The organism is Priestia sp. 3CA3, assembly GCF_056836725.1.
This window is the reverse complement of record NZ_JBXENJ010000016.1, coordinates 20,977-41,002: the sequence shown is the minus strand read 5'-3', so window position 1 is coordinate 41,002 and position 20,026 is coordinate 20,977. Positions and strand designations below refer to the sequence as shown.

The window sequence follows — 20,026 nt, the reverse complement described above, 5'->3', positions numbered from 1 at the left end:
ATTATAACTCTAAAAAATCATTAAAAACATATTTGTATGGTATTATATTCCTAGGTTTACTTCTTACATTTAAAAATTAGCAGATATAAGGGAGTATTTATTTGAAAAACATGTTCGCGGGTTTAATAGATTATAGTGAAGAAGATTATCAAGAATTGTGGAATGAAGCAATATTTGTAGTAGATACAAATATATTAGTCAATTTCTATAAATTTACCTCTAAAGAGAATACTACTAAGTTGTTTGAGATACTTACAGATCTAAAAAAAGAGGGAAGATTATGGATTCCTCATCAAGTGGCCTTAGAATATTTTTTTAATTACGAAAATAATTTAAATAAACCGAGAGAAGGTTATACTTTATTAAAAGAAAAGATTTCAAAAATTGAAGGAGAAATTCAAAAAATATTTGACACAGTAAAGAGTCAACATTCCTATATTACTACTGATAGGTTTAGGTTTATATTAGATGATTTAAAAGCTACTAATGAAAAAGCACAGCAACTTATTAAAGAGGAAATAGATAGCCTTCCTGATCCTAATGTCACAAAGGATAAGATATACAATTTATTAGAAAATATTGTTGGTCAACCTTATGACCAACAAGAAATTATCCAAATAGAAAAAGAGGGAGAGTATAGATATGAACATAATATTCCACCCGGATTTGGAGATATAGAAAAAAAGAAAAAACTTGGCTCTAGAGTATTCGGAAATTTAAAGTACGAAAGATTATATGGTGATTTAATTGTATGGAAACAAATAATTGATCATATTAAGGCAAAAGATGAATCTGTTCCAGTAATTTTTATTACAGAAGATAAAAAAGAAGATTGGTGGGAAAAAGAAGGTACCAATATTAAGAGACCTCATCCTCTACTAATTCAAGAATTTATGCAAGAGACAAAACAACAATTCTATATATATAGAACTGACAGCTTTGTTAGGTATGCTAAGCAGTATTTGGATATAGAGGTCACAAATGATGAACAAGAATCTATAAATAGGGATGTAAATAATATTAGATTGTCCATAGAGGTTGAAGAAAACTCTCTAAGTGGACTTAACCAATATGGAACGGGTTTATTATCATTCCTTAAATTTCAAAGTACTGAAGATGAACAAGAATTACTTTCTAAAGTTCTTATGTATCTAGATGATAAAGATCTACAAGTATATAACGATAAAATCATAGAAATTAATAAAATAGATAAGAAGCCATATTTTAAAGAACTCGAATCTACTAAAGTAAGAAGATTTGCCTTACAGGCTGCAATTCCAAACATGATTGATCGAGCTAAACTCATAATGGCTACGTTAGAATTCACAGGATTTGGAAACTTAGTAAAAAAAGCAAAAACCATACTTAATAATCTCCCTGAAGATAAAATTGAGACAGTAAAGGTTTTAGATGAATTAATAAATAATTTACAAACTAAACGTTTCTAATCATTCTATTTCAAATAAGTAATTTATATTTTAGAACAAAAGAAACAGATCTATGGATTTTATATTCCCATTTCTTTTTTCAGAGAGTTTAAATGATGAAAATAACTTAGTTTTTAAGATCCCTATTGACTTCTTCTATATTGAACTTTACAACTTTTCTCTACCCTGAGTATAAAGACAGATTTCTTGATTTTGTAACGCAAATAAGAAACTACTTATCTTGTTAATTTACTTTGGTTTTAGAATTGGTTTTATAGTATCTTTTAGTTTACGAATATGTGGCTATTTGAAATGCAAATTAAAACATAAGAGGCACAACATATGTGCCTTTTATGTTTTGAAGAAGTTTCCTTCTTTTGAACTAGGATCTACAGTTTTTAAAACTTTCATTATTCTTTTTATACAAAGTATATGACTTTTATTTATTCAATGGTGTTTCGTATGCACCCTGAAACTCAGTAAGTCCATCATTTTTATTGACGTTTGTCATATATTTAATAGCTTGCTTCTTTTTAAGGAATTTAAAAGTAAATTGATAACTCCTTTTTCCTTTGAATGATTCATCAAATAATTAATATTTTAATTTTTAGTAATCAACAGCCTCAAGGTTGTTTGCTTTGTTTTTGGCTCCAACCATGTCCAAAACAATTTAACCATAATCCTCCCTCTATTATATCTTTCCCACATCTAAAAAATCACTTTAGACTTTCTAATTGTAAGCCTATTTCCAATTAAGTTACAAAAACTATTTTATGACTTACTTATTAATTTACTTTTTTTCTTCTACTGGAGTAACCCTTTAGGTCCTCAATACGTTTTGTTAAGCTACTTCTTATTATCGCTGTAAGGATATACATCACTAGAAATGCATAAGTAGCAACAAAAAACAAAGGAGCAAGGAAAGGAAAAGGAGTTACATATTTGAAAAAAACACTTGCAACTAGAGCTAGAAGCATAAGAAGACGGCTTTGCTTTAACAGTTGATTTGTTTTTTCTAGTAACAATTCTTTTTGAGCAATAAACGTCTTTACCATCGCAGGTCTTTTTTTAATGGCTTCACTTTCTATTTTTCTGTTAGCCTTACCAATTGCAGTAGCTACAATAAAAATTAAACTTGTTATGATTAATGCTATAATAATGGAATTTGACATAAGAGTTTTCCCCAATCCTATTTATATTTTTAATCTATAAACACCTTTTTTCTAATAAACTAACTACTCTATTAGAGGATTAATGTAAGAAACACTAAATTTCTAATTAAATTCACTATCATCAACAAAACAGAAGTTAAGTTTGTCACAGCACTTCTCAGCAACACCCTTTTTTCTATTTATTTAAGAGAATGGACCTCTTTTTACACATATTCACCAATAAAATACATTTCGTTTTTTTGATCCATTAACAAGTGATAGCAATACGCAAACTCCGGTTTTCGGATGAACATGATTTGTGATTCAATATCTTGATGATGATCAATCACTCGATTTTCCATTTGGACATGCTGACTATCAAAATACTCCTGTATGTGCATATATTCTTGAAAGTCTGAGTCATTGGTATAGACGCGTAACACGGTATACATTTCATATGAGGTATCTTGCTGCATGTGTTTTGTAAGTTTTTTCAAGGAGAATACTGAACTCTCACTCTTAAATTTCAAGGCAAACATCACAACAATCCATCCCGAAACGAACATAAGAGGATAAAAGAATCCACTATGGGTTAAATTAAACAGCTGACACGATACAATCAACACAACGAACGCCGTAATAGGTAGCCAATAATCGCTCCAAACGCCTTTGACATTCCTAATTACAATGGCTTTTATGTCTTCCACTTGTTCTTTTTCCATGCACTTACCCCCTTTTTATTAAGCTACACGCCGCACATTTCCATTAAATCGATCTTTCCAGTACTTTGTATTTAAATCCCCCACTGATACTCCTTGTGAACTACTGTCATTAAGAAACTTCCCATCGCCCAGGTATATTCCAACATGTCCATTTATCTTATACGTATCAAAGAAAATGACGTCTCCACGCTTCATTTCACTTGCCTTTACGACTTTACCAAGTTTGACTAAGGTGTCTGTTGTCGTAGCACTTACCAGCCCTAAATCTACCCCTGCTGAACTATAGGCCCATCTAACATACGAACTACAATCAAATTTACGTGCGTTAATATCTCCTTGATTTCGTCCACCGCCCCATACATAAGGGCTTTTTCCAACGATAGATGATCCCACTTTAATGGCTTTTTCGATAGCCTCTGAACCCTTTGCCGAACCACCTTTAATGGAAACAGCTTCAACAGAACCATTTGTGTATTCCTTCATAAATCCCATGACTCGCGAAACATACCATGAGGCGTGGTTGTAAGCAAACACAGCTTTTTGATAGTTTCCAGAAGCCCCACCATTTGCAGCCAAATAATTCGCTGTTGAATACATGGCATCCGTTACATTATAGGGATCAGCATTTCCGTCCCCATCGCCATCAACTCCAAAACCGCCGTACTTTGATATAGCAGCTGGATTCATTAGAGTTTCTTTAGGAATAGAGGCGTCACCGAGCCTAGTTCCCCCTGGAAAAGACCATCCCACCCATGTTTTTACCATGAACTGAGTATGTCCAATGGCCCCAACTGAAGAGGTATTTAAGTCTTGGCCAAAGTTCGTTTCGACACGATGAATTGCGGCAATGAGTGTCCAGGGGATATTGTATTTTTCACCTGCTGCTTTATAAATAGGAATATATTCTTTCGGTATCTGGCCTTCCCCAACCTTGGATATTTGAATATCTCCGAAATCTACAGCTGTACCATCTAATTCTGCTACGTCTTCCTGATCTGGTAAAAGAATACCAAACACACTCACCATAGCCATCACACTTATGACGACGCCTAATGCTAGTAAAGCTGCCACAATAGCTAGTAAAATTTTAGACTTTCGTTTGGCAGAGTGATTTAATTTATGGATGGGCTTAATTCGATACGTTGACACGAACACCCACCACCTTATATCCGGCTTCTTGCTTTTCAAGTGTGACTAAATACCAATCTTCCTCCGGTTCAGCGTTTCCATTTACGTCGTACACGTCCCCTTGCATAATGACATTCCATTGAATAACATCTGTATTATTATTTGAAACCTCTGTGGTTTCAAGGTTTTTCGGGACAACCTTATCATAAGTAAGCGTACCTCGTTCTTTTTGTTCCTTATAATTTTCATACATGTCCTCTGACATATAAGGCTTAGCTTTTTCAATATGTTCTGAAGGGTTCTTAGCATTAAAACTAGCAAAGGCTTTGACAAACTCTTTTGCGATTTCTTTCGTACTCTGTAAGTCTTCTTTTGTATTTCGTTGTGTTTGATCATATGGATTCTCGTTATTTTGTGTAGATGACGTCTCTTCTTTTTGAATGGACTCAGAAGAAGGAGCTTGCTTCTCCCCTTGCGAAGAAGCAGGCTCTTCCTTTGAAAGAAAGGAACTAATCATAATGCCCAAAAAGACAACCACACTTAGAAATACAAGCATTTTCTTTTGTTGAACACTCATGAAAAGCCCTCCCTTTAATCTTGTTGAGACTGTCGCCTCATTTGTTCAATTTCTTTAGAACGGTCTATATGAATTCCGTTTGAATCATTCGCAGCAGACGCTTCTTCTTTTCCTTGCTGAATTTCATGTTGTGCCTGCTGTTGCCTCATTTGTTTATGAAATTGCTGATTTGTTTTGTCTGTTTGTGGTGGTTTAGGTTGTGCTTTTAACGGTGCATTTTCTTGATTGAATTGTTTCGTTGAGACGTCTCCACTGGCTGGAACTAAACGGTGAGAACGTTGAATAGGCGCTTGCTGATTTCCTGAACGCGCTTCTTGTCGTCTCATTTGCTCTACAACTTTACTTGATTGAGAGGAACTTGATGTTTGCTGCGGCTGTGCTTTCAATGGTGAGTTTTCTTGTTTTTCTTGTTGTCTTATTTTTTTCATGACTTGTTCATTTTGTTTCCCAGAAGTAGGTACATTTTCTTTTACACCCTCTTGTTGAGGTCCTTCAGGCTGTGCCTTTAATGGTGCATGCTCTTGTTTTTTCTGTTGCCTATCAATCTGATTAGACACAGCTTGATTATGATTTGATGCCTGACCCTTTTTGTGAGGATTAGGAATTACACCATTTTCAGACGATAAATTATTTTTCCGTTCTTTATCTTGTCGTTTTTTAAACGGCATTACATTTCGTTTTGGTGCATCTTCAATCACGTTCCCATTGCTATCGATAGGTTTGTTTCTTCGCAAAGTCGGTTTATTACTTTGTCGTTCCATTGCTTTTTCCATCTGTTCTCTAGCTCTTGCGTCTGTTGTTCCCCTTTGGCCAGATCTTGAACGTGAATGTACATTATCCCCTGTATAAAATGGCTCTACATGTGCATATTGACGTTGCGCATCTCGGAATTTAATGGCATCAACTTTTTGTCTCCACGCTTGTTGGATTTGTTGTTTCTTTTCTGAATAAATCTTATACCCGAAAAGCTGTTTTTGAAGAGCAAATATGGCTGCAACCACAATCAGAACGGCTACAATCGTTTGAGCATAGGCCCAATTATTCTCACTAGCGACTTTGTAGGTGATATTAACAAAACTAAATAATAAAATGAGTAAAACTGTCAGTCCGATACACATAGCCAAGAACCCTACTAACTTCCCAACAAATTGCTTGGCGAACCGTTGAAACGTTGGAAAGATGCTAAGAAATAAAACAAATACCCCTGTAATGGCTGTTAGTAAGAAACCTACTCCATATATCTGAATGAATGTGGCTAAATAGCCTACCATTGCTAATATGACAAGTGCCGGAACCCAAATTAAGAGAGATAGAACAATTCGTTTATTTGTATGTTCTGGAGCAAAAAGAGAGTTTTCAGCATTCTTCTTAACTATTTTTTTTCGCTCGTCACTTCCTGGCTTTTTATTTAATAATTTTTTGACTGCTTCTTTCCCCTCTTTTATTTGTGCTGGTGAAGCATTATCACCTTTTCCCCCACCAATAACACCGTAATTTGTTGTACCAAACTCTAGTAACAAGTACGGTTTTACAATCAATAAATCGTGCATTAAGTTCCGTATTCTTGATACACCATACCTTACAGATGATGTGTCCTTATAGCTTTGTGTAGCTTGATCTCGTTGTCTATCTGCAATCATTTCTTCTCTTATGGCTTCCTCATTCCCATCACCTAATGAGTAAGTAGAAGAAGTTAAAACAGCACCTGATATATAGTTACGAGCTTGATTTAACTGACCTAGTAGCTGATCACTGTTTTGTACATAAACAGTGAAAACCGCAGATAAGAGCGCTGCCATAAAGAGCCCTGAAACGGTAGCGCGATATTTCTTTTGAGCAAAAGAATAGACCAGCCATCCAGCCACCATAATCATCATAAAGCCCATAAATTGACCGATTCCATACGTTCCACCCGTTTCTGAAATAAATCCAGTAATGTATGAAAGCATGCTGTCGATGATGTCAAAAGTGAACGCTTGCTCCATTAAGAAAATACCGAAATTCACAACTACTAAATATCCGTACCAAATGCCACTTAAGATTTGTTGTTGAAAGGCTGCGATGTTGTTATAAACTTTTTCATCTACTTTAAAAATATTAATGGAATCAAACCAACCTTTATCGTCATCATCTTTTACATACACATCAATGTCGTAGTTTTCCAGAGGTACTTCATTGTGTCGAAGTAAAGGTGCATTTGTTTGTGGTAAATCACTTTTGGGCATTAATTCATCCATGACATTTGGTGCAGCTGCTGAGACTGATGAGAAAGGACATAAAAAACATAATATAAACAGCGCCATCATTATTTTTATATGAAGACTGTTTTTCACTGCTTGTTCCTCCTTTTTTCTCAATATTGCTCAATTAAGTCTGGAGTAAAGTCTTCTTTCATTTGCTTATCTATACCTATTGAATAGTATCTTTTATGTTTTGCTATATCCCCATTTACTGTTACATCTTGTTTAGTTGCTCCACTGTAGTATTCATTTGCAAAATACTGATTTTGTTTTTTAGTAATACCTACTGTTATATTTTTTGTTTCTTCAGTACGGAAATCTTTATATTTGAATTTATAGATATATTTTTCATCTGGATTAAGGACATACTCCACTACTCCATAATGCTTAATTTTTTGATTTTGATATTGTTTATAATCGTCATTAATATCTGCTTTAGCTTCTTCCAAACTGTCATAACTTTTGTGCTCTCCCGTTTGGTCTTCCATTTCATAAACTTTATCTTCTGCGCCTTGCTCTACGTATGTGGCGTACTGTAAAGCTGTTTTACAAGGCTCAATTTGTTCGCATGTTTTTGGTTTTGGCTCTGTAGTAGCTTCATCATTCCCACAACTTGCAAGCATACCAACGATCGCAATAGTCGAAATAAAGGCAAGTATCTTTTTCATATTTAGTCTCCCTTTCTCTAAACCTCTTAAAAAGCGATCCCTCCGTTTTGTATGTAAACGAAGGGTGAAACCTTCTACACTTGGTTTGCAAGCTCTCTTACGTCTACAGATGTGTCAAAGGCATCAAATAGATGCTCCTGTAAAATACGAACCTGCATGACACCTGTTCGTTGATGCAGGTCACGATATAAACAATAACCCGACTGCATTTTAGGCATCATATCTTCTAACCCAGCACTATCTTCTAGTTTCATAAACTCTTGAATCGTTTCGATTTCCTCTGGTATATCGGTACGGAAACAGTAGGCCGTCCCAATTTGACCACGCATACTGCTTGGAATATCCATTAAATTTTGGGTCATTAAGTAAATCGGTGAAAATAAGGACCGTCCTTCACGGAATAAACGATCAATTAAACGTTCACCTGCTGGGTTTTGGAAGAAGTTCCACGCTTCATCAATCGCCACAACCGTTAATTCATTCTGGAACATCCGTAAAAACTTCATCATGTAGGCTGTTAGACTAAACAATATAGCGACTGACACAATATTCGCTTCTGTGTATTCCTCTGCAGATGTGCTCTTTTTGGGTAGCTGTAAATTATCAACTTGCAGCACATTGAATTGATTGGCATAATTCAAGACGTTTTCATCATTCATACGCTTTCCAAAAATCAAACGGGCGAGGGACACATCTTCAAATTCTTCTAAAATCGAAGCTAACTCTAATGCCAGTGGACGGTGGTCTTCTGGTAACGTATTGTTCTCTTGAACTAAGTCGCGCAACTCATCTTTTACAAATCGAATAGATGGCTCTGCCAATTGACCAACACGCTTAACGGCTTTGGTGACAATCGAACTTTTAACGCTATCATTTCGAATATTGATATTTAACAAGTAATAAATAATCTCTCTTGAAACCTCCACGGCTTCGGCTCGATTATCGAACAAGAGGAACGGATCTAGCTTTCCAGCATCTTCATCTTTGGTAGAAAAAGAGATAAAGTTGAGCTCGCTTCCCAATTCCGTTAATTTTTCATCCCATTTACAGATGTCCTTGCGTTCCGATTTTGGATCTAGCAGCAATACCTTCCCTCCACTCAATGCTGTCTCGTAAATATCTCGATTGGCAGCCATGGATTTACCGGAACCCGTTTTTCCTGTATAGACCGTGACAAGCGACTGTGTGAGAGCCGCGCCTGATGCGGCGAGTCCAGGTAAGACATAAACAGCCGTACCACTTAACGTTCTGCCTGCATAGTAGCCGTATTCATCACCTAATTCTTGTCGATTTCCAAAGAAGCTAGCTGTGACGGCATTAATGTCTACGTCTTGGATAAACTCCGTTACGTAGCGCCTTGAACCTGGTAAACATTCAAGCAGACTGCGTAATTGAAGGCCATATGTGTTTTGCAAGGTAATGCCCATTCCAGCGTATTCATCAATAAGGTCGTTCACTCGTTGCATTAATTCATCTTTATCAGAAGAACTAACCGAGAAAATAGCACTCATTAAATAGCCACCCTCTCGTTCCTTTTCTACATTGGAGATAATGCTTTCAGCATGTAAAATCCCTTGATACACATTGGATCCGGCATCTTCTCCAAAGGTATTTAAATGGTTGGCTTGATCTTCTAAATTAGATTTCTTGCGACGCAACTTGCGCAACCGTTGATCCGCATCTTGATAGCTCATCTTCAAATTAACGCCTACCGCAAAGGGCAGAGAACGTAAGGCTTCTAGCCATCGAGTTTCAGGAAAATGAATCTCTTCCGGCATGCCGACCATATGCAAGAACGCCACGTGGGTCTGATGATTGTAGCCTTTCGCATCGGTTTGATGCAGCGTTAAATATCGACGTGAACGCGGGTTTTCGATGCCCGTTAATTGAAGATTAAGTACATCTTCTTCTGTCTGTATACGAGCAATCAGTTCTCCTTTTTTATTGAAGATAGGAGTAAAACGATCTTCCCAGTTCTGCCAATTAGGTGGGAACCGTAATCCTATATTAAATATCCATGGAATTAATTTTGTCATTCCTTCTGGTGTAACAGGCGTAAAGGCAAAGGGTAATCCTTCAAGCAATCGTGTGACCTCTCGATTGGCACGATAAATTCTTCGTAAGCGATCTTCGGTTAAATGAACATGACTATCTCCACGGATTTTGGCAAATTTGGAAGACACCCAATCTTTTAAGGCTTGATACATTTCCTTGTACGTCATATCCTCTGCCTCGTCATCTAGGGTGCTTTTACCTAATTCAATGCCAATATAAAAGTCATAGCGACGCTCTTCTGCGCCTAATTCATCACTCGTTTTAAGATAATTAAAAACCGACTGGATATGAGAGCTTGCTACGATTCGCAAGTTCCCACGAATCATAGATGCATATTTTTCTTGAACATCATCAATGGATTGACGTGTTGGTACAACGATGCATTGAATTTCTCGCTTAATTTCTTTAAATAAGCGCTTCAACTCTGAGAAGTGAGCCATCAACTGGGCTTCTGAATCAAAACTCGTATGAAATCCACTAAATTTAAACCAGCCTTGATCTCGTGAATCCCTTGTTATGACGGTGTTTCGCCAAACAGCTATAATGTCGTTTTGAATATCCATTTCCATCACTACTCCTTACATCATTTTCGATAAATAGGAATCTTGCGCTTATACGTGATTTTTTTGGCTTGCTCCACTTCTTCAAATCGAAAGAGCTCCTTTGGCTCCATGAACGTTTTGAACTTCACTTGCCAATAGCGAATAATATTCATGTTTTCTTTTGTCTGAGAGCCAATGAGATAACCAAAGAACATGGGCGCCGCCATACAAACAACAATGACGCGTGCAATTTTATTAGGGATCAGAGGAGTTAAAGGAACAACGAGAAGAAGACTAAGAAGAAAGAAGATAAAGATCACAATAATTTGAGTAACGGTAACAGAAAAGGGAAGCGAAATGCTTTCCCTTCCCCCAGCTAGCCCTCTTACGATATTTGGAATAGCAAAAATTTTGTTTGTACAATAGCCGGTAACACGTCTCATGCATAGACCTCCTTAGGTTGAAAGCCCAAAGAATTTTAAAAGGGAATCACCTAGCGACACGATGTTACTTGGACCATAGATGAAAACACCAATTACCCCGCCGAAGACCACAACCATAAGAGCACCACGATATTTTTTCATGACCAACGAACCGATGATCGCAAATAGCACCACCCAAATGAACACGGTTTGTAAAACACCCATTACATTGGTGTCTCCTTGACTACTAACACCTTGCAAATTAATGTCGCCTATCATAAATGTGTGTAAGAAGCTTGTAAGCATACTGAATCCCTCCAATGGTTTACTTATTGAATGTCATATGAGACAGGTTTCATATTTAAAATCTCAAACTTGTCTTGCCCATCCGTTTGAACATTAAATTCGTAGCTATGGTTACTTTGAATGCCTGTATCTGGCTGTTCTAACTTGACTGAACATCTGACAATATACCTTCCTTTAGAAGATTTCTCTTCATAGACCGATACCTTGTTTAAAGATTTATAGTTCATTAATCCATTTAACGACTGCGCTTTTTTCGAATCTTTAAAGAAGAACTTAGTTTCATCACGTCGATCTTTTGCTGTATAGGTTTTGAAGAACGATTCTAGAAAGCTTTGAACCTCATGATTGACAACTGAATCCGTGTTTTTGCTTTGTTCATTCTCGGAAACCGTGACGCGTTGATTTTCTTTTGGCATATACGGTTGTGGCAGATCAATGACGCTATAGCCGTTTTTACCTTCGTAAACTCTGACTAGATAGTAAACGGTAGCCGGCTTCTCTTCTTTCGTTTTCTCCACTTTCTCTTTTCCATCTTTGTCTTTCGATTTCTTCTCCACTTCTTTTGTTGCTGTGACCTGAACTTTTATGGATACATCTGAAATGTGGGCATCTTTTTGTGTAATCGAAACGACGTCACTACTGTCATAACGCTGACTACTAGAGAGATTGGCATAATCAATTCCAGCATCTTTATCTAGACCGGTTGCTAAAAAGTTCTGCAAAGCCTCTTCCCTTGCTTTCTGTTTATCCTCTCCTGGCTCAATGCTCGTGTACTGACGCATAAATTGAGTTGTGAAGTACTCGACAGCTTTAATATTTTGATTATTTCGACTTTTTCCTTCACTCGTACCTTGTTGTTGGGCTGACACTTTGTCTTCTAGATCACTAATGGCCAGGTTGTGGCGAAAGGCACTAAAGACTCCTAAAGCTATAATCACTAGACTTAGAATCACAATGGCTCTTCCTATAATGGCTGCTGTTGAGCGTTTCATTGTTGCTCGCTTAATCATCCGTTGTTCTTGTTGCTTTTCTTTTTCATCTCTCTTTAGTAAGTTCGGCATATATTTCTTGGATGAACCGACTTTTTCTTTTCCTTTTTCTTTTGGCACCTGTGAAGGGTCAGTAGAAACAGGCTTCTTTTTCTTCTGCCATTTCTTCATCGTCATTCCTCCTTACTTTTTACCAAAGAACAAGAAGGCTACAATCGCTATGATGATGAGTGTACCTGTCACGCCATAACTTGCTACACTTTGGTTATAAAAAACCGAAAACTGTTCTTTCCCTGTCTCCCAAAGTACGTTCGCTTCTGGGAATGTCCGTAGGATGAAACTTCCTACGAGACAAATTCCAGCGATGTATAGAAGGGTTTTAAATAAACTACGAACCACTAGACGTCCCCTCCTTACAACCCTCTTTTTACCTCTATTGATTCACTGAATATATAGTGATAAATATCTCCAAAGGCATCTTTTTGTACGTCTTCAATGTTTGCTGTCAAAACGGGAATCTTGATATGTGACCGTTCTTGAGTTGGAATGCTTAAGATATCGCGCATGGTCTTTTTCGTGTTTGTTTGATTTCCAGCGACAAACAAGACTCGCCAATCTAAAACAGGTTCTTCAAAGCCCACATAAAGATCATATTTTTCGAGTGTTTCTTTTCCACGTTTCAAAAAGTCGTTATACCTTTGTATCTTTTGAATGGTATTTTGTCGTTTGGCTACACTACGTTCCAGCTCAATAAACAAGCCAATATTTTGCTCGCTATCTGCTTCTCCCACAACTAATACGCCGTCCGGTTTGATGACCTCTGACTTGCTCTTTCCATATTGGAAGGTTCCTCTTGCTTCTGGAATCCATTCCTTAACAGCTAGCCCTACTTCTTCTGCCTGTTTTCTGTAGGATAAAACTAAACGATTTAACATCAACTGATGTTGATACCAGGCAGGTACATCTGTTGACCATTTTTTCTGCCATTTCGAGAACCCTTGCAATTCCTGTACGTTCTCTACGCCAAATGCATCGAGTGTATATAGATTGCCTGGCTTTTCATAGCCTGGCATGGGAACAGTAAAGCTCTTAAGGTACTTTGATTCCTCTAGCAATCGCAAGCGCTGCATCACATATTTTCGGTCTGCGTAATTCGTTAAAATGTGATCAACAATAAAATTTGAATCAATGTAGATGAAGTCATGTAACTTAATAAGTAAATCCGTGTCTTGTTCATTCAGTGTGATATATTTTTTCATGTTGTTTCCCCTCTCTCCTTTGTCTGTAAGAGAAACGTTACGTTCGTGAGCCATTAACCTATTTTTCTATCTCTGTTTATAGTAAAACGCTTACTCCACTCTTTTCCTGCCATCTCTACTCATTCTTTTCTGAAGGTTTTTTCTTTCGTAGTGACACAATGGGCTGTGGTTCCATTGGTAAATCTTCTATTTTTTCCTTTGAAGGTCTCACGTCAGGTTCCATCGATGTAGAATCCATTTCTGGAACTTGTTCTTTTTCCTCTAAAACAGGCTCGACAGCTGCCGCCGTTTCGCTCATTCCTTGGTCTTCTTCTTTATGAATAGGATTCTCCCATGAAAGGGTAAGCATCGGCTTGAACGGTGTACGTATTACTGGTTGTTCCTGTTCTCGCTGTTTTCTCTGTTTTTTTGAAAGGGTAATCGTTGCAAAAGAATCTTTTTCATGTTCATTCTCTTGCTTTACGCCTTCTTTTGAACTTGGTTCAATTTCATTAACAGATGATGCAGTAATGCCTTTTGGTGACTCAACGTTTGAATCCGTTTTCTTTTCTAAGGAAACCGGCGCCTCTGGCTGTGCTTGTAACGGGGCCTTCGGTTTCTTAGGCTGTAATTTCTTCACTTGTTTCGGTTCATAGGTCTCCCCTTGTAAGTAAGCCCGAATCATCACATCAACTTCAGATTGATGATGGCCATTTTTTGATGACAACTCTTTTACTTTGGCTTTGGTCCAAGCATCAGCCTTTGCTTCTTCGGTTGCATGTTTGTATCGTGCTTTTTTTCCATTCGGCATATACCGATCTAGTGGAGGTAACTTGGCCACACATTGCACAATTTCATCCACACCATTCACATTATCCTGCGTACGAATAACCGTGACTAAATCAGGCAAGTTTCGAAAATATGATTCCGAAAAAAGAGGTTGATCTTTTTTGGTGCCTTGGACACTGAACATTTTACTGGCTGCGGCTGCACCTTCAGCACCTTGTCGACAAACAAAGAAATTTCCTTGAACTTCTGTTAGGGCATTTTTAAGCTCTTGGTCCAGTTGATGCATGGACTGTGTACCAATTCCCAGCGACAACCCTTTTTGACGTTGTTCCGCAATGATACGAGGCAGAATCGTCATTTTCTCTAGTCTGGCAGCTTCATCAAACACGAACTGATGCATTAAAGGATTAGGTGTTCTTGTATCCGCCACTCGATAATACAAGTAGGTGAGAAACCCACCAATTAATCCTGTTTCTTCTTCGCTTAATCCACTAAAGTCATAAAAGATAATATGTCCTTCATCCATCCATTCTCGAATAGGAAGAGTAAACTCTTTTTGGCCAAACATTCGACGTAATAATGGATTGGCTGAAAAGGTATCTAAACGATTAAATAATGCAATGCGACTAGCATCAATTAAATCTTCTGCTTCATTCTCCCAAAAATCTAACACGTCATACGCTTCAATATTGTTCTCCAGACGGCTCAAAATCCGTTGTCTGAACGTAAAATCATTTACTAATGGTTTTACACCCAAAATCGTATGTTGGCCTTCTACGTCTAATACAAGTGTTTTAATACAATTCACCAAAAGACGTTCCGTTTGTTTCGCCACTTGGAAGTTTTCACCGATAATCCGCATGACGATTTGTGTGACTCGTTCAGGTGATTCACCTGGAAAACGATGAAGCAAATTTAAAGCTGGTGGATATTCCGTATCTTTAAAAGAGATCCAATGAACTTTATCCCAATTAATAGATGCTCCATCATGTTCAGCTTTTAGCATTTGATTTAATAAAATCATGGCTGTGTTTCTGGCAGGATCACCAAAGGAAAAGCCAGGTGATGGTTTGTTTTCCATACCTTGCTTAATAAATTGATGAACATAACTCATCAACACATTATTGAGTAGCGTTGATTTCCCAGAACCCGTTACGCCAAGCAAGGACCAATGCTTCTGAAGAACACTCATTAAAATCCTGATCATACGATCTTTGACAAACGGGTGATATTGTACTCCAAAATCGACAGACCCTTCTTCATGGCTCAAAAGATGGTCTGGAAGAAGTTCTTCACCACGTTTCGAATGTGGGACCTCTTTTGCGAGCTTTTGCATAATTGTTCGTTCATCAAAGTGTGGCAAATGAAGAAGGTTCGCAAGCTCTCCACCCGTCCATGTCATCCGATACGGACTCATAGTGGGATACCATTGAACCGCCTTTTTCCACTTCTTGTACTTCAATTCATTCACATGATGTAAAACGGAATTAATCGCGTTGGCCATACTTTTTACGACAGGTACACCGGGATAATATTCAGAAGCCATGGACACTGTACAGTCAAAGGCTACTTCATTCCCTGAATAACGATGTTTTAGGCCTACTAATTCCTCTTTATCAAATGCCGACTGATCTCTGAGAGGTCTATCCCCTTTTAAGTCCTTTTCAAGCTTCTGGATGGCTTTGCGAAGCTTCCACCCATCATTAGGCGTAAATCCTACCTGTAACCATGTACCAGGCTTCATATGTGAAATGATCCCAGGTAGTTGATCTGACTTATACCGTGAAAGAGGCAGTGACTTTTTCAAATTATTGCTTTTTAATTTTAGTCGTCCACCCACGGCCTTCTTTTCTGGAAATTCTAAGTCATCCGCCGGAAAGAACGTTAAATTTGGATAGACACTCTGAAAATTGGACTTAATGGCTTCTAACTGATTCTTTTCAGCCCCCATATAGAAACGGTATTGAATACCTGCAGATTCATCTACTACGTGGTGAATAAGAAATGAAAAGCGTTCCTTTCCAAGAAAGATCCGTTCAATCCACCTACGTTTTGTTCCATGGATCCGTCTCATTAATTGTCCTAACATTTCTTTCGACACGCCATCATCTGCATGCGGCAGCATTTGAACATACTCAAACTGTCGTTGAATGCGAAAGACAGCACATATCCATCGAATTACGAGAAATAACAGCAGCAAGGCCACTAGTAATTGAATGCTGTGAATAAAGAGTGTGAGCCAATGCTGAACGACTTCTGGACGGTACGGGAGAAGCGACAAAAGCCATTCTTTCTTCCAAATACCAATGCCAGCCAAACCAAAAACAGCAATCGCTCCCCCCTGCCGTGGATTTTCAAGTAGTTGATCCAGGATATCGTCAAAGATGGTCGATTGTTTTTTAGATGGTTTTTGTTTCATTTGGTTTCCCCTCCTTGTGAAGAGAGGAAGGAAAAGAGCTATGAAGTTTTCGAGGAACAAGGTTCATAGGGTGTTTGTTTCCGAGTTGTAGTGAAGTACGTTTCTAGGGTGAAGTGTATAGGTTCGTATGGTTGCCAGCATGTGTAAGGCCATGTTGGGTTGACGCTAGGTGCGCCCGCCGCCAATACGAATAACGAATACAAATAAAAATAGGAGTACTAGTAGGACTTCTCCCATCGGTACATGATTACTAACGTAATCAATGTTACCTCAGGGAAAGTATCTTGAAAAAAGTAGGATGTTTATTGCTTACTTCCATGATATTCCTTCCCCACACGTGCTTCAAGGGATTTCCAAAGAAAACAACCTAATACCTAGTAAAAGTTTTACTACATAGCCCTTTAAGGTCACATTTTTTAACAAAACTGTAATAAAACCTCCTATTTTTATTACTTTCATCCTAATGCATATTTGTTGTGAAACATGCGCACATTTAGTCCATTATGTATGAGCTATCATACTGAGTCATATACCACTTCAAACTTTAATCAGACATTGGCAAAACAAAAGTTACAATTGCCTTTTGTTCATCATTTTTATACAATGACAGTGATTATTCTGTAAGGAGAATAGTTACGTTTGTGAGTAGCATCGAGAAAGGATTTCAGATCTTTTCTCGATGCTTTTTTTGTGAACATTAATCATCTGTTTTCATGAAAAGTTTGAATTGGTTCAAACTTGAAGTAAGATCAAAAGCAGCATGATTAACATAATGCTTGCGTCTTTGGCGAGCCGATTCTTCACGTTCTATCTCTCTTAATTTAGCAACCTGCAGTTCTCGATCCACTACATGCGTTTTCTTCAATGTATCTCCTAACTCCATACCTACATGAGACAACATGACATCACTTAAACGCTCAATCTCTTCCACAAATTGAGTCAATTGAGCAGATCGATGCTTCTTGAACAGCCCTTTCATCACCCCATAAAGGTACTTAAAGAAACCATCTTCTCCTTGGAAATCTCCTGCAATCACAGAACCCTTTTTCTGAACCGTTAAGCCAACAGCCTCCACGGATAAACGTACATAATGCGGAGTAGACGAAATAGAACGATAAGAAATAGCAAACTCTTTAAAGGCTAATTGAACCTTCCCCCAGGCCCTAAAGATAAAACGACCATCTGTAAAACCCCGGTTAAACAACGCGCTCGAGAAGGCGGAAGGAACATTCCCGGGAAGAGGTGCATGCTGTAGAGTACTAGAATACGTAGGCGGTAAATTTAAGATACTATATTCAGAAGAACGAGCAACCTCGTTACACTGATAAAGCAATAGAGCCATCCCACCCACCACCGTATCTTTAATTGTATTTGAGTTGAGCCCATTATTTTTAGGAGCAGTGTCTTGTTCTTTTTTTGAGGCTTCAGATTGAGCTCTATGAGCTTTTATTTCGTCAATGATACATAACTCTGTTGAAGCCCCTCTTCCTTTGCCAGAGACCTTTTTCGAAAGGATTTCTTGCTCTTCCAATCTAGCAATCACTTTCTTAAACGTAGCATAAGGGATTTTCTTGTCAGCATTCACACTTGAAGTAATTTGCTCAGCAAGATCACGTTGTGATCCTAATATACGTCCTCCATGAGCACGAATAAATGCTAATACGTCCCCTTCCCATTCTTGAATGTGGCTATATGTACGTTCTTCACGTGGTTTCGCTTCTTCCCAAATGACATAGCTAAATAGCATGCCCGATAAATCGCGAATTTTTTTCGCAGATGGAGCATGAAAACGACCATTATAGGCACTCTTAACTTTTCGTTTAACCTCAATTTGACGCATTTGAGGTGTATTTTTTTGATTCCAGTTATGTAAGTATTGTTCTGCTGTTTTTTCATCGTATCCAGCTGCCTTGTAAGCAAGAGCAAGTGTGTAGCAAGCCGTATCACGTTGACCTTTATTTACACCTTCTAGGATCTTTTGGACAGCAGGATGTTTTAAAAGAGATTCATAGCCTTTGCAGAATCCTTTTTTGTATGTATGTACGTCTTGTTGATCTTGTTCTTGAACCAGTTGGAACCATTCACATAGCTCATCAAAAGATACACGTTCTTGTGAATGAAAGACCGTATTTTCATCAGTTGGTAAACGGAATAATCGCTCAGGACCAATCGCATTTACGTCCCCTTTTAACATCTCAGCGATGCATGTTTGAATACGGCTATAATGAGCATTTAACTTGTCCGAAGCCCGTTTTGACTGTTCTAAAAACCAATGAACATGAAACCCTTTAGAAGGCGTTTGAACGATTAAAGAAGGCATTGGAAGTCCTGCTTGTGTAATCAACTCTTGCATATCCGGAAGAGTCATCCCCTCGTTCTCACCGTTCTTTGCATCAATATCAATAGACATCGCATTAATCCAACGTAGCGTACTTAAACGACGTAGATCATTGCGATAAAACGTATTTGGCGTGAAGTATGTATAGTCTTTGCTGACATTAAACAACGAACCATATGTACGAACAGCTTTTGTTGTTTCTTTTGTAAAATCTTTTGATACGAATACCCAGCCTAAACAGCTGCTATAACCGTTTTTTTGCTTTTGTGTTTGTTTTTTAGAATATTCTGTCAACTGGTTTCCATAGATTTGTTGCGCAAGGTTTCTCATTACACGTGTCCCTCCATTTACTCGGAAACACAAAAAGCGTCGTTTACCGTTAAATGGTAAACGACGCTTTTATGTATAGAGAAACCCTATAAATTTAGCGTTATCTGTTCAAATTAATCACTCATAATATCTTGATTATATTTCCTACTTGTAGTAAAATTCCAAGTAGGAAAATACATTATGTACGTTGAATACGTACATTGAGTGAAAAGCTTGAGCAGCAGTTTACCGTAGGGAAGTTACGGTGAACGATTAGATAGGATTGCCGTCCGATTCTAATCGCTTGAGCTTTTTGCTTTTTTTCCGTTCATTTAGTTGTACTTCTATGATACTGCTAAACTTAACCACTTTACAAGTATAAATTAAAAAAACGTAACCATTTTATTCTAAATTATCTAATAATTAAGCGTCCAAACAACCATATCTTTCATTGGATTTTAATACCTTACTCTCTTAAAATATGCTATAATACTAGTGTATTGTTTATCGAATATTATGTTATAGAGTTACACCTTTAATGTTATAGTCTATGTAGACTATGTTCAAAACGCGTAAGATCTTTTAAGATTTTACGCGTTTTGTCGTTCCTAAAACAAAATACTTCGTTATTACCCATATTGGATTTTATTATTTCTTGAAAATCTAAATATACTTAAAATTACCAACCTTAAGTCAACCTTTAGTT

At 37.6% G+C, this 20,026-nt stretch carries 15 protein-coding genes; 1 reads left to right on the top strand and 14 read right to left on the bottom strand.

Annotated elements, in window-relative coordinates:
- Positions 1 to 110: 110 nt before the first annotated feature.
- Positions 111 to 1,448: a PIN-like domain-containing protein gene (locus tag AC1VNJ_RS24770; protein ID WP_482641494.1), complete on the top strand. Its 1,338-nt coding sequence runs from the start codon at positions 111 to 113 to the stop codon at positions 1,446 to 1,448.
- Between the two features lie 764 nt (positions 1,449 to 2,212).
- Here the strand turns inward: AC1VNJ_RS24770 and AC1VNJ_RS24765 are convergent.
- The 14 genes from AC1VNJ_RS24765 to AC1VNJ_RS24700 all read right to left on the bottom strand — a co-directional run bounded on the left by AC1VNJ_RS24765 (position 2,213) and on the right by AC1VNJ_RS24700 (position 19,341).
- A complete protein-coding gene (locus tag AC1VNJ_RS24765; protein WP_325076151.1) occupies positions 2,213 to 2,599 on the bottom strand; it encodes a hypothetical protein in 387 nt (128 codons plus the stop codon).
- 203 nt (positions 2,600 to 2,802) lie between these two features.
- Entirely contained in the window at positions 2,803 to 3,300 is a 498-nt protein-coding gene (locus tag AC1VNJ_RS24760) for a hypothetical protein (protein WP_482641489.1), read from the bottom strand.
- An 18-nt stretch (positions 3,301 to 3,318) separates the two neighbouring features.
- The gene (locus tag AC1VNJ_RS24755) at positions 3,319 to 4,449 is read right to left on the bottom strand and encodes a bifunctional lytic transglycosylase/C40 family peptidase (RefSeq protein ID WP_482641488.1); all 1,131 of its coding nucleotides are present in this window, start codon (positions 4,447 to 4,449) and stop codon (positions 3,319 to 3,321) included.
- Positions 4,430 to 5,005: a Tim44 domain-containing protein gene (locus tag AC1VNJ_RS24750; RefSeq protein WP_482641487.1), complete on the bottom strand. Its 576-nt coding sequence runs from the start codon at positions 5,003 to 5,005 to the stop codon at positions 4,430 to 4,432. The genes AC1VNJ_RS24755 and AC1VNJ_RS24750 overlap by 20 nt, the downstream gene beginning before the upstream one ends.
- Positions 5,006 to 5,019: 14 nt before the next feature.
- The gene (locus AC1VNJ_RS24745; protein WP_482641486.1) at positions 5,020 to 7,338 is read right to left on the bottom strand and encodes a CD3337/EF1877 family mobilome membrane protein; all 2,319 of its coding nucleotides are present in this window, start codon (positions 7,336 to 7,338) and stop codon (positions 5,020 to 5,022) included.
- Positions 7,339 to 7,358: 20 nt separating this feature from the next.
- The gene (locus AC1VNJ_RS24740; protein ID WP_482641485.1) at positions 7,359 to 7,913 is read right to left on the bottom strand and encodes a hypothetical protein; all 555 of its coding nucleotides are present in this window, start codon (positions 7,911 to 7,913) and stop codon (positions 7,359 to 7,361) included.
- A 74-nt stretch (positions 7,914 to 7,987) separates the two neighbouring features.
- Complete coding sequence (locus AC1VNJ_RS24735) at positions 7,988 to 10,408, bottom strand: ATP-binding protein (protein WP_482641484.1); 2,421 nt, start codon at positions 10,406 to 10,408, stop codon at positions 7,988 to 7,990.
- A 143-nt stretch (positions 10,409 to 10,551) separates the two neighbouring features.
- Positions 10,552 to 10,953, bottom strand: coding sequence for a hypothetical protein (locus AC1VNJ_RS24730; RefSeq protein ID WP_482641483.1), 402 nt, complete (start codon positions 10,951 to 10,953; stop codon positions 10,552 to 10,554).
- 12 nt (positions 10,954 to 10,965) lie between these two features.
- Positions 10,966 to 11,157: a hypothetical protein gene (locus AC1VNJ_RS24725; protein ID WP_217599852.1), complete on the bottom strand. Its 192-nt coding sequence runs from the start codon at positions 11,155 to 11,157 to the stop codon at positions 10,966 to 10,968.
- Between the two features lie 104 nt (positions 11,158 to 11,261).
- The gene (locus AC1VNJ_RS24720; protein WP_482641482.1) at positions 11,262 to 12,398 is read right to left on the bottom strand and encodes a conjugal transfer protein; all 1,137 of its coding nucleotides are present in this window, start codon (positions 12,396 to 12,398) and stop codon (positions 11,262 to 11,264) included.
- Positions 12,399 to 12,410: 12 nt separating this feature from the next.
- Complete coding sequence (locus AC1VNJ_RS24715; RefSeq protein ID WP_025753473.1) at positions 12,411 to 12,626, bottom strand: hypothetical protein; 216 nt, start codon at positions 12,624 to 12,626, stop codon at positions 12,411 to 12,413.
- A 14-nt stretch (positions 12,627 to 12,640) separates the two neighbouring features.
- A complete protein-coding gene (locus AC1VNJ_RS24710; RefSeq protein ID WP_482641481.1) occupies positions 12,641 to 13,486 on the bottom strand; it encodes a replication-relaxation family protein in 846 nt (281 codons plus the stop codon).
- A 115-nt stretch (positions 13,487 to 13,601) separates the two neighbouring features.
- Entirely contained in the window at positions 13,602 to 16,673 is a 3,072-nt protein-coding gene (locus AC1VNJ_RS24705; RefSeq protein WP_482641480.1) for a TraM recognition domain-containing protein, read from the bottom strand.
- Positions 16,674 to 17,370: 697 nt separating this feature from the next.
- Entirely contained in the window at positions 17,371 to 19,341 is a 1,971-nt protein-coding gene (locus tag AC1VNJ_RS24700) for a primase C-terminal domain-containing protein (RefSeq protein ID WP_482641479.1), read from the bottom strand.
- Positions 19,342 to 20,026 lie beyond the last annotated feature (685 nt).

Excerpts from the sequence above, each read along its gene's own strand:
- AC1VNJ_RS24770 (WP_482641494.1), top strand. The coding sequence starts at position 111 with ATGTTCGCGGGTTTAATAGATTATAGTGAAGAAGATTATCAAGAATTG.
- AC1VNJ_RS24765 (WP_325076151.1), bottom strand. The coding sequence starts at position 2,599 with ATGTCAAATTCCATTATTATAGCATTAATCATAACAAGTTTAATTTTT.
- AC1VNJ_RS24760 (WP_482641489.1), bottom strand. The coding sequence starts at position 3,300 with ATGGAAAAAGAACAAGTGGAAGACATAAAAGCCATTGTAATTAGGAAT.
- AC1VNJ_RS24750 (WP_482641487.1), bottom strand. The coding sequence starts at position 5,005 with ATGAGTGTTCAACAAAAGAAAATGCTTGTATTTCTAAGTGTGGTTGTC.
- AC1VNJ_RS24740 (WP_482641485.1), bottom strand. The coding sequence starts at position 7,913 with ATGAAAAAGATACTTGCCTTTATTTCGACTATTGCGATCGTTGGTATG.
- AC1VNJ_RS24735 (WP_482641484.1), bottom strand. The coding sequence starts at position 10,408 with ATGGCTCACTTCTCAGAGTTGAAGCGCTTATTTAAAGAAATTAAGCGA.
- AC1VNJ_RS24730 (WP_482641483.1), bottom strand. The coding sequence starts at position 10,953 with ATGAGACGTGTTACCGGCTATTGTACAAACAAAATTTTTGCTATTCCA.
- AC1VNJ_RS24725 (WP_217599852.1), bottom strand. The coding sequence starts at position 11,157 with ATGGGTGTTTTACAAACCGTGTTCATTTGGGTGGTGCTATTTGCGATC.
- AC1VNJ_RS24720 (WP_482641482.1), bottom strand. The coding sequence starts at position 12,398 with ATGAAGAAATGGCAGAAGAAAAAGAAGCCTGTTTCTACTGACCCTTCA.
- AC1VNJ_RS24710 (WP_482641481.1), bottom strand. The coding sequence starts at position 13,486 with ATGAAAAAATATATCACACTGAATGAACAAGACACGGATTTACTTATT.
- AC1VNJ_RS24705 (WP_482641480.1), bottom strand. The coding sequence starts at position 16,673 with ATGAAACAAAAACCATCTAAAAAACAATCGACCATCTTTGACGATATC.
- AC1VNJ_RS24700 (WP_482641479.1), bottom strand. The coding sequence starts at position 19,341 with ATGAGAAACCTTGCGCAACAAATCTATGGAAACCAGTTGACAGAATAT.